Origin of the sequence: Corynebacterium sp. HMSC11D10, assembly GCF_001806995.1 — a bacterium.
Classification (GTDB): Bacteria; Actinomycetota; Actinomycetes; order Mycobacteriales; family Mycobacteriaceae; genus Corynebacterium; species Corynebacterium coyleae.
The window spans coordinates 65,080-78,446 of record NZ_KV787052.1; the positions used below are offsets into that span (position 1 = coordinate 65,080).

At 64.9% G+C, this 13,367-nt stretch carries 14 protein-coding genes; all 14 read right to left on the bottom strand.

Going from position 1 to position 13,367, the window contains the following annotated elements; genetic code table 11:
- Window positions 1-1,168: pyocin knob domain-containing protein (locus HMPREF3120_RS12125; protein ID WP_168156411.1), on the bottom strand; the 1,168-nt coding region annotated here is incomplete at its 3' end.
- Window positions 1,169-1,240: 72 nt separating this feature from the next.
- The gene (locus HMPREF3120_RS05260) at window positions 1,241-1,762 is read right to left on the bottom strand and encodes a hypothetical protein (protein ID WP_141739377.1); all 522 of its coding nucleotides are present in this window, start codon (window positions 1,760-1,762) and stop codon (window positions 1,241-1,243) included.
- Window positions 1,752-2,360: a hypothetical protein gene (locus tag HMPREF3120_RS05265; RefSeq protein ID WP_070451163.1), complete on the bottom strand. Its 609-nt coding sequence runs from the start codon at window positions 2,358-2,360 to the stop codon at window positions 1,752-1,754. The genes HMPREF3120_RS05260 and HMPREF3120_RS05265 overlap by 11 nt, the downstream gene beginning before the upstream one ends.
- A 10-nt stretch (window positions 2,361-2,370) precedes the next feature.
- Window positions 2,371-4,062: a Gp37-like protein gene (locus tag HMPREF3120_RS05270; protein WP_246815425.1), complete on the bottom strand. Its 1,692-nt coding sequence runs from the start codon at window positions 4,060-4,062 to the stop codon at window positions 2,371-2,373.
- Between the two features lie 6 nt (window positions 4,063-4,068).
- A complete protein-coding gene (locus HMPREF3120_RS05275) occupies window positions 4,069-4,914 on the bottom strand; it encodes a hypothetical protein (RefSeq protein WP_070451164.1) in 846 nt (281 codons plus the stop codon).
- Window positions 4,911-9,722 carry a tape measure protein gene (locus HMPREF3120_RS05280; RefSeq protein ID WP_070451165.1) on the bottom strand — a complete coding sequence of 1,604 codons (4,812 nt, stop codon included), beginning with the start codon at window positions 9,720-9,722 and terminating at the stop codon, window positions 4,911-4,913. The genes HMPREF3120_RS05275 and HMPREF3120_RS05280 overlap by 4 nt, the downstream gene beginning before the upstream one ends.
- Before the next feature lie 12 nt (window positions 9,723-9,734).
- Window positions 9,735-10,043 (bottom strand): hypothetical protein, encoded by a 309-nt coding sequence (locus HMPREF3120_RS05285; protein WP_070451166.1) that lies wholly within the window; start codon window positions 10,041-10,043, stop codon window positions 9,735-9,737.
- 20 nt (window positions 10,044-10,063) lie between these two features.
- On the bottom strand, window positions 10,064-10,465 hold the full coding sequence (locus HMPREF3120_RS05290; protein WP_070451167.1) for a hypothetical protein: 402 nt from the start codon (window positions 10,463-10,465) through the stop codon (window positions 10,064-10,066).
- 119 nt (window positions 10,466-10,584) lie between these two features.
- Complete coding sequence (locus HMPREF3120_RS05295) at window positions 10,585-11,496, bottom strand: Ig domain-containing protein (protein ID WP_070451168.1); 912 nt, start codon at window positions 11,494-11,496, stop codon at window positions 10,585-10,587.
- A 72-nt stretch (window positions 11,497-11,568) separates the two neighbouring features.
- Window positions 11,569-11,985 (bottom strand): hypothetical protein, encoded by a 417-nt coding sequence (locus HMPREF3120_RS05300; protein WP_070451169.1) that lies wholly within the window; start codon window positions 11,983-11,985, stop codon window positions 11,569-11,571.
- Complete coding sequence (locus tag HMPREF3120_RS05305; protein ID WP_070451170.1) at window positions 11,982-12,254, bottom strand: hypothetical protein; 273 nt, start codon at window positions 12,252-12,254, stop codon at window positions 11,982-11,984. Before HMPREF3120_RS05305 ends, HMPREF3120_RS05300 begins: the two co-directional genes overlap by 4 nt.
- Window positions 12,254-12,637 (bottom strand): hypothetical protein, encoded by a 384-nt coding sequence (locus HMPREF3120_RS05310; protein WP_070451171.1) that lies wholly within the window; start codon window positions 12,635-12,637, stop codon window positions 12,254-12,256. Before HMPREF3120_RS05310 ends, HMPREF3120_RS05305 begins: the two co-directional genes overlap by 1 nt.
- On the bottom strand, window positions 12,634-13,161 hold the full coding sequence (locus HMPREF3120_RS05315) for a hypothetical protein (RefSeq protein ID WP_083284788.1): 528 nt from the start codon (window positions 13,159-13,161) through the stop codon (window positions 12,634-12,636). Before HMPREF3120_RS05315 ends, HMPREF3120_RS05310 begins: the two co-directional genes overlap by 4 nt.
- A gap of 10 nt (window positions 13,162-13,171) precedes the next feature.
- Window positions 13,172-13,351 carry a hypothetical protein gene (locus tag HMPREF3120_RS05320; protein WP_070451172.1) on the bottom strand — a complete coding sequence of 60 codons (180 nt, stop codon included), beginning with the start codon at window positions 13,349-13,351 and terminating at the stop codon, window positions 13,172-13,174.
- Window positions 13,352-13,367: the final 16 nt, after the last annotated feature.

Below are 13,367 nucleotides of genomic sequence, written 5' to 3' on the forward strand. Positions count from 1 at the left end.
TGCCAGACGCCGCAGGCTGCATCGACTCCCACGTCAGGAACCTGTTCCCGGCTGCGCCGGTTTTCACCGTGACGAGGGACGGCCCCCACGCTTCAGTATCGGCGGGGCGGGTGCTGATCGTCTCAGCGATCTTCTGCGACTGCACCAGGTACTCACCATCGCGCAGCGCGGTGAGGTTTTCCGTGCCACCAAGCGCAATCGTCTGCACCTGGTCCAACCGTCGCCAGTCCGACCAGGTGCCGGACGAGTCCTGCTGGCGACGCCAAATACCAGACCTGCCAGACGCCGCAGGCTGCATCGACTCCCACGTAAGAAACTTCAAACCACCGGGCCCGGTGGTGACTTCGACGCGCGCCGCGCCCCACGCATCCACATCCGACGGGCGCGCACTAATCGACTCCGCGATAGTCTGCGTCGCCACCGAATACGAACCCACACCCAACGCGAGAGGGTTCGCACCGGCCGGCAAGTTCACCACATGCGGCGACACCGGCACCCACGCGGACCAGTTCCCGTACGTGTCCGAGGTACGCCGATACACCGGGAAATCACCACGGTCGCGGGAATGAATCGCAGACCAAACCTGCTCCACCGCAGACCCGTACGACTTCACCGTCACCGCCGCGATCGTCCTGGCCGACAGATCCGCCGGTGCGTTCTTCAACGAATCAGCCACCACATTCGACGGGACGGCATAGAAACCAGACCTCGTCAGCGTGTTCAGGTCCATCCCTTGGGCGACGGTCCCCTTCTCCCACAGCCGGTCCGCAACGGCCTTATCGACACTCGAACCGACGGTCTTCAGCGCATCATCGAGGGCTTTGCGCACCTCAGCACGAGCATCGTTCAAAGATTCAAGATAAGCCCGCATATCACCCGTGACCGGCAGCGCGTTCACGATCGCCTGCCACATCGTGGTCATGCCCTCCGCAGCGACGAAACGGATGGTGTCGGACCAACCATCACCGTCGATATACAGCCAGCCCACACCTGGCACCACGGTGATGCTGAACGCGCCGTTCGCGGCGACTTTCACCTGCTGGGGTTTCGTGGTGGTCACTTGAGATCCGTCGGGGCGGATCGCCGGGGCTTTCACCGTCACGGACGTTGTTGTTTCAATCGGGCTGGTGGTCACATCGGCAAGCGTGCCGGACAAGGTTACAGCCATGACAAACCCTCCAAATCTGGGTAGAAGAAAAGCCCCACCACCAGGCAGGGCCGATAAAGATGAATCGAGCAGCTAGAGCGGGAAGTAGACGAGGTACGCCTCTACATCAGACGGATCAAGCGTTTGAAGAAACAGCCGGTCACCCTCCCCCATTTGCACGATCCCGGAAAACGACGTCGCCCGCTTCCCATTCACAGTGCTGGTATTGGCAAGCTCAGCCACCCACGCGTTCGTATTCCCAGACCGCTTGTACAGTCGCAGACCACTCGCCCCCGCAACCGTCACCGTCACATGCCACAAACCCACACCGAGATACAGGTAAGTGACCCCGTCGAACTTCAAGGTTGTCCACCCCGACGCAGTCCCCGGCGCGTACGTCACCAACGTCGGAGACTTCCGCTCCAACTCGCTCACCTTCGACGCCAATTCACCTGCGGAGTCGTTCGCGGACTTCGCCGTCGCCGCGATCTCGTTGATGCCCTCGCCGAGCACCGTGCCGAACTCGTCGGTGGTGGCGGTGACGTCGTCGACAAGATCGCGGTGGGTGTCGGTGAGGACGATGTTCTCGCCGTCGGCCTTGGGTCTAATCCCCACGCTCGCCCCCATCCCCCGCGGCTTGTTCGGCTGCGCGGATGAACTGGGCGCGCTGCGCAGCCTGCGCCCGCTGGACGAGCTCTTCGAGTTCCTGCGGCGACATGTCCTCCAGCGGTGTCGTGGGGGCGTCGCCTGCGGGCGGGGTTTGCCGCGGCTGCTCGATCGGGATCCACACGCCGGCGGTGTCCGGCCCGCCGGGGCCGCCGAGCGGGTCGTATTTCACCTTCGGCGCCAGACGGAACGTCACCGAATACAGGCCCGCCTGCTTGAACGTGCCCACCAGCCGGCCGGTGTGCGGCACAAGCCGGATACCGGGCGGGAGTGCTCCGTCGATGATGGTGACAGCGGTGTCGAAGCCTACGCCGACGTCCAGGTCGTCGCCGACGCTGACGACGTCGCGGGCGGAGACGTCGAGAGGCCAGTCCACCGCCCACGCGAGCGTGACCTCGTGCGCGTCCGGGGTTGCCAGGCGCGCCCCCAACTGGTCAAAAACATGCCTACACAACAGATTGATGGTGGCGGCGTCCAGGCCGAAGCCGTAGAACACCCAGGCGTACGGGTGCGCGCCCTTCGGCACATCAAACGGGTAAAGCTTCATCGCAGTTCTCCTAGTTCACGGTTGCTGTCAGCCGGGACAAACGCCCACGGATGGTCTCGACGTTGGAGGCGAACAGCGCCTCCGGGTCCTGCACCTGCCGCAGATCGCCAACGACGATGCTGAAGCCCACCGGCTCGCCCGGCGCGGAGGTCCACTCGATGGACGACACGTAAGCCGCCCAGACTTCGCCCCATGCACCGATGCCGACGAGGTCGCCGAGCTGGAAGTCGCGGCCGGGCAGGTACGGGTAGGCGTCGTCGATGGTGAATTCAATCGACAGTCCGCCGTTGGTTTCGGTTTTCGCTTGCCAGGCTTTCTGGATGGCGTCAATCGAGTTGGCTTCGCCTTGCTTTGCGACGGCTATGTAGCCGGATCGGCCATGCCGACGGCGGCGGTCCCGGTCCTCCATCTCGTTGAGGTTGAGGAACCTGTCGGCGGAGAGGTCGGCGGCAGTGTCCGCAACGTATTCGACCACGGCGGCGGTGCGGGGGAAGAAGAACGCGAACGCGGCACCCGCGCCCTTAATCGCCGCCTTGGTCGCTGCGTTGACCATCTTCGGCGATTTGCCTCCGACCAAGAACCTCGCGTCGGTGGACTTCCGCAGCGTCATGCGCGGCGCTTCCTCACAGTCGAACACCACCCACGGCTGCTTCCCAGCACGGGTGGGTGTGGCCTGGTCGGAAAACTGGGTGACGGAGGTGAAGCGGTCGCCGGCGTCGATTTTGCGCGACAGCGAGCGGATCCCCTGGCCGAGCAGGGTGCGTGACCCGGTCAGCATGGACACCGGCCGGAAGTCCACGAGCACCGTGGGCATCGTCAGCGTGGTGTGGTCGGGGAACGGCTGGGGGTCGCCGGGCAGCCACAGGGTAACGATGGGCAGAATGCCCGCCGCTTCCCACGTCGGCTTGAGCAAATCCCAGGCGTTATCCCACCGGGCGGAGACGATGCACCACTCGGAAGGCAGGCCCGACCTGATCGGCGAGCAGATGAGACGGTGTCGCTCGGGCACCATCGCGCGCCAGCGCTTCGGGTCGTCGTAGTCGTCGGTCATGGCCGTCAATCCGGTCGCGGAGCCGTCGAGAAGCTGGTGCAGCATGCTCGTCTGCTGATACCCGATAAGGTTGCGGCCAATGAGCTTGCGGGAGACCCACTCGGCGGAGCCTTGCTGCTTGTCCTCGAACTGGGCCTGCACCACCTTGCTCCGGTTCGACGGGTCGGCCCAGAGCGGAAGGTGCTTCAGGTACTCGATGCCGTCCAGTCCGGTCACGGTCACCCGCGCGGGGTAATCGCGACCGCCCTCCGCGACAATGTCGAGCACCCGATAAAACCGCCGGAGAGTGCCGCTGTACCCGCGGCGCTCCACAATGATCGTCACCGCGTCGTGGAACACGCCGTCCGGGTCGTTCGACCCGGTCTGCATCAGCCACCGCACCACCGGGTTCTGCACACCCGGCGCGATCTCGCCCGGCAGCACCATTTGCATGTTGCCGGTGTCCTGGTACGTCTCGCCCCACGAAGCGGACTCCCAGTCCTCGATATCCATCACCGGAACGAAGTCCTTGTCGAGGATGCCGACGTACTGGCCGCGGGAGTACACGATGTTCTCGCGGCGCCGCTTCTCCCCTTCCCAGTCGACGGCAAGGATTCGGCGGGTGTCGTCGAGCCCGAGGGCTTCGAGGATCCCCTCGATAGCGTCAGCCATGAGCGATCACCTCCACGGGTGCAGGTATCGGGGCGTGACGCGCAGCGTGCAGCCCGACAGAGTCCAGTACGACGGTTGGCGCGGGTTGAGCTCGACGCCGCGCATCTTCCCTTGGAACACGGGCCACAGCGTGAACACCGTGTCGCCGTCTGGGGCATCGGTGGGGTGCCCCATCATCCCCGGCTCTAGGTCGAAGTAGACGGTTGGCGGCAAGCTGCCCGTGGCCGTTGACCGCGGGAAGGTGATCCGGCGCCCGTCCGGGAACGTCACGTCGAGGTCTTGGGTGGTGTCCCACTCCAACGACACCACCGGCGACAGCCCCGAATCGGAAGTATCGCGCACCTCCGCAGAGCCGGTGTAGGTGCGAGACTTTCCGAACCAGACACCATCGAGGCACACCCACGAAACGTCGCACGGATACGACGGCCGGCCTCGCAAATTGTTCGGCACGTCGGTCATGTCGACCAGGCGGAAGCGCGCCCAGGCGTTGCCGCCGTCCGTCGCGGCCACCGTGCAGATGGTGTCCTCGAACGGCGACCACGCCCGACGCCACTGCCGATCAATGTGCGCCAACGGCACCCGTAGCGCAGGATCACCGACTACGACCTTCATGGTGCCGCCGAACGGCGGGAGCTTCTTCCCCACCACGCGCTCGCCGTACCTGTTCGCCGTCGCCTTGCGCGACACATCCGGGTTCACACTGAAGCCGTCCGTGCCGCCCTGCAGCAGCATTACCGGTTGGTCGGCGCGCTCGTGGCCGTGAGGGGTGGCGATGTTGAACACCTGCTGTCCACTGGACAGGGTGATCTTGTAGTCCCCCTCCCAAAAGTGGGTCAGCTGCGGGGTTGTCACATCGCACCTCCTCGGGTCACGGCCATCGGACGCGGCCTACGCGGAGCCTTCAGTCCCAGAATCTCATCGGTGTTCACGTCGATACGCTCCTCCGCCTCATCGAGGCGCTGGCGCATGACCTCCTGGCCGTCGATGTTGATCACCACGGTCGTACCCTCACCACGGCCCGCGCTGCGGGTGCCGTCGAGGGCGACGAAGTCGCGGTCGACCATCTTCTCGAACGCCACGGTCTGCCGCGGGGACAGTGTGCGCTCCGGCTCGATAACGGCCTTGCGCATCCACCCCATGCCGCCCGCGATGCCGCCGAGGTCAAACACGCCGGTCGAGGAGAGCAGGCGCTCCGCCTCGGCCATCTGCTTGCCGTACCGGTCCGGGAACGCAGACACTTGCACCTTCTGCGCAGCAGCGCCCGGGTCCATCGATCGGTAGTCGAAGCCCTGGAGCTTGGCGAAGAACATCTTCGCCGACGATGCCGGCGTCATCCTGTCCTTCACCGTGCCCCACGCGCCGTTGTTGCGCTGCTGGAACAGGCCCACGCTGTCGTAGTCCGACCCCAGCGCATCATGCCGGTAGCTCAAGGATTCCGGCACTGCGCGGTTCGCGTACATCTTCAGCGGGTTGCCCGACTCCACCAGCGCGGTCGCGATACCGATCTTGGCGGCCAACTTGTCCAGCCCCATGGTCTTCGCCTGGTTGGCGATCTCGTGGGCGAAGAACTGCGGCCCCCACTCCGGCACGTTCGGCTGCTTCACGACGTCCGCGTCCTTGACCCGCGACAGCTGCGGGTCGCTCGCGAGCTGCTGCGGGGTCATGGTCGTGACCGCTTCGTCGTGGATCTGCGCCGCATGCGTACCGGCGACGCTGGTGGACGGGTTGCCCACCGCGGCGGTCTGGTTGACGTCGGCCACGCCGAGGAGCTCGTCCATCGGGGTAAACAGCACCTTGCGCGTCACCTTCGGGTCTACCCCGAAGAAGTCCGCCACCGCGTCGAAGCCGATCTGCGCAACCGACCGGTTGCCCATCTCGGCGGCGAACGTTGTGGCGAACGCCTCGTACGGGGTCTGCGGGCCCTGCTGCACCGCCGCCGTCGTAGACAGCCCCGCAGTATCGACCGCGGCGACCACGACCTGGCGCTCGTCCGCGGACAGGTCCTTCAGCCCGGTGACTTCCGGGTCAACCCACTTCTGCTCCTGCATCGGCAGGTAGAAGAAGGTGTCGAAGTACTTGTCCCACGCGCCTGCTCCGGTGTTGTAGTGCCCCTCGGACGGGTACCCGCCCATCTCGATGTTCACACCGTTGGGCAAGGTGGCCGCAGTGTGCCCACCGCCCGGACCTCCGTTTTTGAACCCGATGCGGAAATCACCGGCTCCGCCACGGCCCCGAAGGAACCCATGGGACGACAGCCAAGCAGCCTCGTCACCGGTGTAGAACTTCCTCGGGAACGGGTTCATCCCCACCGCGAGACCAGCGCCGGCAGACACCGTTCCGCTGCAGTCACCCCAGTTCGACCCCCCAAATACATAAGGGGCAGACTGAAGTGGACGCGACGCTTTGTAACCATTGACGGACCCGCCCTTGTAGAACAAGTCCAGGTCATCGCCAGTAATAGCGCCGTTAGCGAACACACCGACTACTTGCGGGCCAAGGTGGCCCCGGTAGGTGGACTGGTACGGCACGCCGGTCACCTGGTCCACGAGCGCGTAACCGAACGTGTCGGCCACCCGGTCAAGGATGGCGGTGGAGCGCTCGCGCTTGCCCGGCGCAAGAGGGATAAATGCCTCGCCGCCGGTTTCGGCCTCGGCCCACTGGACCAGGCCGCGCTTACCGTGCGGACGTTCGATCACCGCTCGCGTTGGCAGGCTGCCGCCACCGTTCGCGTACGACTCTGCCTCGGCGATACCACCGGCGACGTACTGCGAGAACGAGCCGTCAGCGTTCGAGGTGCCACCGCCGAATCCGAAGGAAATAGAGCCGATCGAGTTGCGGATACGCCCCGGCAGACTGGATAGCCAGCCGGTGACGTTGTCCCACATCTGCTGCATGCCCGACCACAAGCCGGAAATGATGTTCCGGCCCGCGGACAGCAGCCACGAACCCGCGTCCGCGAACACGCCCTTGATCTTGCCGGGAATCTCCGCAATGTTCGTGACCATCTCGGTGATCTTGTTCTTCACCTGGGTCACCACGTTCGCCACGGTGGTCTGGAACGACACCCACGCATCCGAGATGAGAGACACGAGGTTGCCGAAGAAGTCCATAGCCACGTTAATCGGACCCATGACGATTTCGTGCAGGTGAGTACCCATCGACTCGAACCGGTTACCGATGTTGGTGAAGTTGCCGGTCAAGATGTCGGCGAGCAGGCCGGCGCCGTCGCGGAACAAGCCCCACACAGGTTCGATGATGTTGGCCCAGACGGACTGAATCATCTGGCCGACGAACTGGAACCCCAGCTTGATCAGGTCGAACGCGCCAGACGCGATCGTCGCCATCACCTGCGCGCCCGCCTGAATCATCGTCCATGCGGGCATGATCAGCGCCGAGGTAACACCGGAGATGATATTGCCGACTTGCTGGAAGGCCCCACCGATGAATCCGGCGACCTGGCCCAGCATGCCCATGAACACCTGGAAGTTCGCCACACCGAGCGCCCATATGGAGCGGAAGAACTCCACCTGGGGGTGTACCCAGGTCTGGTAGAACTGGCCGACGCCGACGCCGAACTCGGTGAGCTTGCCACCGATCCAGTCGAGAGCGGCACCGATGCCGTCACGCACCGGGGCGAGTTTCTCCCCGATCCAGGTAAAGGCGTCGCCGACGGCGGTGCCGAAGTCGACGAAGGCGGGCACGAGGGTGCCGGTGACCCATTCGCCCCCGGCGCGTAGCCCGTCCATGAATCCTTGCCAGATTTTCTGGCCGGTTTCGGTCTTGGTGAAGAACAACGTCAGGCCCACAGTGACGGCCGTTAGTCCTGCGACCACCATGCCGACCGGTGAGGTCAGGAACGTGAGGTTCAGGATCTTCATCACGTCCGCGACGGACTTAATCGCCTTTGCGGCGTTTGCGGCTTCCTTGGCGATGCCGACGGCCTTCACCGCCGCCGCACCAGCAGCCAACGACGACACAGCCGTCGCCATGCCCGCCAACAGAGCCGGGTGGTCACCCAGCCAGGTAAACACGTTCTTAATGCCCTCGGCAAACCCCTGGATAGCGGGTTTGGCGTCCTTGAGTTTCTGGGTGAGCATCTCCACCCCGCGGGTGGCCGGGTCGATGAACGGTCCGATGAATTCCGCCGCGGCAGACGACACGGCGGTACGGAAGTTCCCCATTTTCGCAGGCAGGGTCTCACCCATTTCCTTGGCAAGGTCGCCGGTTTTCGCGTTGATCGCGTCGACCACCTGCTCGTAGGTGATCTTGCCTTCCTCACCGAGCTTCTTGACTTCCTCGAAGCTCATGCCGAGCGACTCCGCGAGGTAGCCGTAGATGTTCACACCTCGCTGCTGCAGCTGCATCGCGTCGCCACCCATCAGGCGACCCGCGGCCTTAATCTGCATCAGCACCAGACCGACGTCTTCGGCGGAACCGCCGGCGATGGCGGAGATGTTCGTCAGCGCCTTAATCGAGTCGTTGAGCGGCTTACCGGCTTCAACACCGGCCTGCATCAGCATCGACGCGGTGCCCGCGGCGTCCGCGAGCGAGACGCTGGTGCCGGTGACGAGGTCGTTGAGGTCGTCCATGGTGGACCCAGCCTGCTCAGCGGACAGGCCGATGTTGCGGAACATGATGTCCGCCCGGTCCAGGTTGTTCAGACGCTCGAAGCCACCGGACAGCGCCTGGGTTGCCCCAGACACGCCGAGGAACGCACCACCAGCGAGTGCAGCTTTCTTCGCGAACCCGCCGAGCGAGGAGACGAATCCGCCGCCGGAGCGTGCGGCGCCGTCCATGTCGTCACCCAGGCCGCGGATCTTCCCGCGCGCGGTCTCCGCTTCATTACCGGCTCGGCGCTCGGCTGCGGCCACGTCCTGCTGGGTGGCCTTGTGGGTGCGCGACTTCGCGGCGACGTTGTCCGTGGCGGACGCAAGCTCCGCGCGTTTCTTGGCGACGTTGCCCGTCTCCGAAGCCACCCGCTTGTCCGCGTTCGCCGCTTGGTTCTTCGCCGTCTCGAGCTGCTTTTCCGCCCGCGCGGTCTCCTTCGTGTTCGCACCGTAACGGTCGCGCACGTTGATCAGGTTCAGTTCCGCGTCTGCGACGGCCTGGTTCTTCGCCTGCTGCTGGTCCTTGGCTTCACCAAGGCGCAGCTCTGCGGTCTTAAGTTTGTCGGTGGCGGTCTGCGCCTGGGTCTTCGCCTTCGCGAGGTTGTCCTCCGAGCGCGCGAGCGCCGTTGAAGATGCTTCTTCCCCGGCGCGAACCGCCTCCAGGTCGCCCTCGACGCGAGGGAGGGGGCGGGTGGCGTCCTGGTGCTGGTTCTTCGCCGTGGTGAGCTTCTGCTCGGCCGCCGCGATCTGCGACGCGGACGCGTCAGAGCGCGACCGCATTGCCTGCAGTTCCTGCTCGGCAGCTGTCACGTCGGCAGACGCCTTCGCTTCCACCTTGCGCGCGTTCGCCACCTTGGCAGTAACCTGCTCAATCTTCGCCGCCTGCGACGACAACCCACTCGCCATAGCCTGGCCAGCGTCCTTACCGGCCTTGTCGAACTCGCTCGAGACTTTCTGCCCTGCCTTCTGCGCGGCCCCGCCGGCCTCTTTCATCAGGGTTGCGACGAAACCCTTCATTTCGGCGTTGACGGGAACCCATACTGCATCAGACATGGCGAAGCCTCCTTAAAGCGAGTCGAGGTAATCCATGACTTCCTCCGGCGTGTGGTCACCGAAGGAGCCATAGGTGTTCTGGTTGAGCGGCTTCGACCACGGGTAGGCCGGCATGTTCTCGAACGCGTTGTTGTCCTTGCCGGCAAGTCCCTGCGCGACGGAGGCGACCGCCCACAGCGCGCGCCACATCATGGCGTCACGAATCGTGAACGGTCTGCCGTCGGTGGCCTGCCACCGCGCGGGGGAGTCCTCCGGCAGGTACTCGATGAGCACGCGGAGTTTGCGCAGGGTGATTTCGCCGCGCCAGTACGCGGCGAGCACGTCCCACCCGTAGGTTTGCTCTAGCGACGCTTCTGCCGCTTCCGCGCCGCCGCACGACGCGAGGAGCGATTCGGCATCGTAGGGTTTCCCTCCTCATCAACACCTCGCGCGTTACGAATGTGCTCCTGCAGCACCAGGTTGAAGAACGATGAGGAGCCGTTCTTCTTGAACTTCTTACCGTTCGGGCCGGTGAACTCGGCCTCGGTGGTGATGAACTCCTCGTACTGCTCGGCTCCCATGTACCACTCCGCCACGTCGGCGTCGTAGTCCAGGAACACGAGCTCGTCCTTCTCCTCGTCGGAGAGCATCAGAGGGTCCTTGAAGGTGAAGGTCTTGTCGCCGAACTCGAACGGGATACGATCACCCGCCACACCGGTGGCTTCTGCACGCTGCTCAATGAGCTCGTTGAGGTTGATAGACATTTGGGGCTGGCTCCTTTACAGAAAAAGTTGGTGGGGGGCAGGCTCTTTTGTGCGGAAACGTTGGGAGGAGTGCGGGCGAGCCTGCCCGGTGCTTCCCGCACCCCACTCCCCCAGCGCTGTTAGCTGGAAATGGTCGTCGTGAACTGGCGCGACGCCACAAGACCGGCCGCGTCGGTGGCCTTCACGGTGAACGTGAAGTCGCCCTGCTCGGTCGCGGTGCCGGACAGGGTGCCGGCCGCCTTGTCGAGCGTCACGCCCTTCGGCAGCGCACCGCCAGACACTTCGAAGGTGTACGGGGCGGTGCCGCCCTGCACGGCGATCTTCTGGTTCACCGCGGGCTTCGAGGTGCCGAGTGCGGCGCCGGTGGTGATCACGAGCGGCTTGACACCGTCGGTGGTGGACGAGGTTGCTTCCTTGCCCTTGGCCCACGCGGCGTTGAACTGCCAGTGCGCGGTCTTACCCAGCGCGGTGGTGTCCACGCCCTCGTACTCGGCACCCGCCGGGAACGCTGTGATGGTCTGCTCAAGGCCGAAGATCTGGTCCTTCTTGAACACCATCGAGCCGCGCGAGGTGATCTGCGCGTTGAACAGGGTCAGGCGCATCGCGGTGTCGCCGTCGACCACGTCGAGGACCTGCTGCTCGTACGGGAACGTCGGCAGCGACTCCTCGTAGAACGCCGCGGTGCCGTTGTTGTCGAAGACGATGTCCTCTTCGCGCACGCCGAGGTGGTCCGCGATGTTTTTCAGGTCGGTCTCCCACAGGGTGTACTTGATCGACTTTACGGCCTTGGTGATGTCGGATCGGATGGCGGAGACCTCCTGCCACGGGATGTACTCCTGCTTCTCCTCGTCGAAGGAGATTTCCAGGCCGTCCGGGGACAGGTAGCCCTTGTTGGTGTGGGTGGCGGTGTCGTACTTGATGCCCATCGGCACGATTGCGGTGCCGAGTTCGGCTCGGCGTACGGAGCCGGTCATGCCGACGCGGGCTGCGCGGGCGTTGAAGCCCTGCAGAGTGGACTGGGTGGTAACCATTTTCCCTCCTTAAAAGGGGTACGAAAATAGCCCCACCAGGCAGGCAGGGCTTTGGATTGAACGGGTAGGGGGTTAGGTGTGCGCGACGGTCAAATCCGCCACGACCCCCAGGACTTTCACGTAGGGGTTGATGTCCTCACGTGTGGACAGGCGTGGGCAGTCGACCTGCTTCACGCCTGTGCCTTCCAGGTACGGCAGTTGGTGGAGCGCTTGGCGCACCACCACGGCGACCCTTGTGGCTTCGCCGCGGGAGCGGGCGACAACTTCAACATCGAGGGGGACCGCGTCGAGCAGCGACGGGCTGGCGCGCCCGCCCCACGGGGTGGTCTCCTCACCCGGCAGCAGGTCGATGACCACCGCCGGGAGGTTGTCGGTGAGATTGTCCGCGTCTGGCAGCCGGTCGGCCACCCACGTGTCGTTGCCGACGACTTCGCGGACCGCATCGAGCGCCATCTTCAGCACATCAACCTCGGCAAGCTCCGAGATCATCGGACGCTCCTTCCTGCCCGGCGCGCGATGCGACCGGCTTTGCGCGCCTGCTCCGGGTCGGCAGACTTGCCCACGACGTCGAACCCCGCGCGGCCGTTGGGCTGCGGGTGCTCGACCACTTTCACGGTGGCGTCGATTCCTGCGCGTGCGAGGTCACGGCGGGTGCGTGCCGCGATGCGGGTGGCTTTTTCCTGCACCTTGGCCTGGACACGCTCGGTGCCCATCACCTGCTGGAAAATGGCGTCGGTGTCGATGTCGATACGTGTCATCAGCGTCTCCTTCCTCCGGTGCGATCGGTGCCGCGGATCTCTTCGATGTCGAATTCGGAGTGCGGCAGAATCGCGGTGCGCCAGTGCAGCGGACGCGCCACCGCCCACAACGTTTGGCCCCATGTGTCGACGCGCACCCGGTCGGTCGGACGGAGGTCCTCGATCAGGTGCGGCGGCTCGGTAAACACCCGCCACCGGTCACTGATCAGGTGAGACCGCCCGTCGGTGTCCTCGATGGACTCCACCGGCTGCACAGACACCGCATGCGGGAACTCGATTTCCTCCGGGTTGCCCCAGTCTTCCTCGAGCCCGCCATACTCACCCGGCACCATGCGGGCGCGGATGATCGTGATCCGCTCGGTGAAGATAAGCGCGCGGGTCATGGCATCGGTCCTAGCTTGAACTGGTCGATGATGCGCCACTCCGTCGACTGCGGTGTCATTGCACCTGGCGCGCCGACACTGATCCGCCCCACCTGCAGCGACTGGTTCGGCGCACCACCACGGCCCGCCATCACCTTCACCAACGCCAGCAGGTCACCAGGACCTGTGTAGCCGTGGCGAACTTGGGCGACGACTCGGCGGGGGCGGCCAGTGCAGTTCGGCCGCAACCCGGCAATCCACACCATGCCGTCCTGGGACCAGTCCAGCTCGCCGACGTCGATGGTCTTGCCGTCAATGGCCAGCGAGTAGACCTCGGTGAGCATCTTGGTCGGCAAGAACACCATCGGGTCGCCTGGCGCGTCCACCTTCAGTGTTTCCTCACGCTCCGGCCAAATGTGCCACCCAGCCAATCGGCGCACCGTCGCAACAGCGGCATCCACCTGCTCCTGGGTGACCTTCGCCTCGAGGGGGAACTGCTCGGCGGTGATGCCGTGATCCGGCACCTCAACTGTCGGTTCGGTCACGGCACACCCCTTACTTCGACGCGGTCTTGCGGGAGCGGGTCGCCGGCTTCGGGTCCTCCGGCGTAGTCGGCGCAGGACCGACCTTGAGCTCCTCCGCGTCCGGGTAGGAGCGCTTCACTGTCTCATCGGACAGGCGCAGCACGGTCTCACGACCACCGATGCGCACACGGTACGGCTTCAACGTCGCCATAACTTTTCTCCTTCCT

Excerpts from the sequence above, each read along its gene's own strand:
- HMPREF3120_RS05305 (WP_070451170.1), bottom strand. The coding sequence starts at position 12,254 with ATGACACGTATCGACATCGACACCGACGCCATTTTCCAGCAGGTGATG.
- HMPREF3120_RS05280 (WP_070451165.1), bottom strand. The coding sequence starts at position 9,722 with ATGTCTGATGCAGTATGGGTTCCCGTCAACGCCGAAATGAAGGGTTTC.
- HMPREF3120_RS05290 (WP_070451167.1), bottom strand. The coding sequence starts at position 10,465 with ATGTCTATCAACCTCAACGAGCTCATTGAGCAGCGTGCAGAAGCCACC.
- HMPREF3120_RS05270 (WP_246815425.1), bottom strand. The coding sequence starts at position 4,062 with ATGGCTGACGCTATCGAGGGGATCCTCGAAGCCCTCGGGCTCGACGAC.
- HMPREF3120_RS05300 (WP_070451169.1), bottom strand. The coding sequence starts at position 11,985 with ATGATCTCGGAGCTTGCCGAGGTTGATGTGCTGAAGATGGCGCTCGAT.
- HMPREF3120_RS05320 (WP_070451172.1), bottom strand. The coding sequence starts at position 13,351 with ATGGCGACGTTGAAGCCGTACCGTGTGCGCATCGGTGGTCGTGAGACC.
- HMPREF3120_RS05295 (WP_070451168.1), bottom strand. The coding sequence starts at position 11,496 with ATGGTTACCACCCAGTCCACTCTGCAGGGCTTCAACGCCCGCGCAGCC.
- HMPREF3120_RS05265 (WP_070451163.1), bottom strand. The coding sequence starts at position 2,360 with ATGAAGCTTTACCCGTTTGATGTGCCGAAGGGCGCGCACCCGTACGCC.
- HMPREF3120_RS05310 (WP_070451171.1), bottom strand. The coding sequence starts at position 12,637 with ATGACCCGCGCGCTTATCTTCACCGAGCGGATCACGATCATCCGCGCC.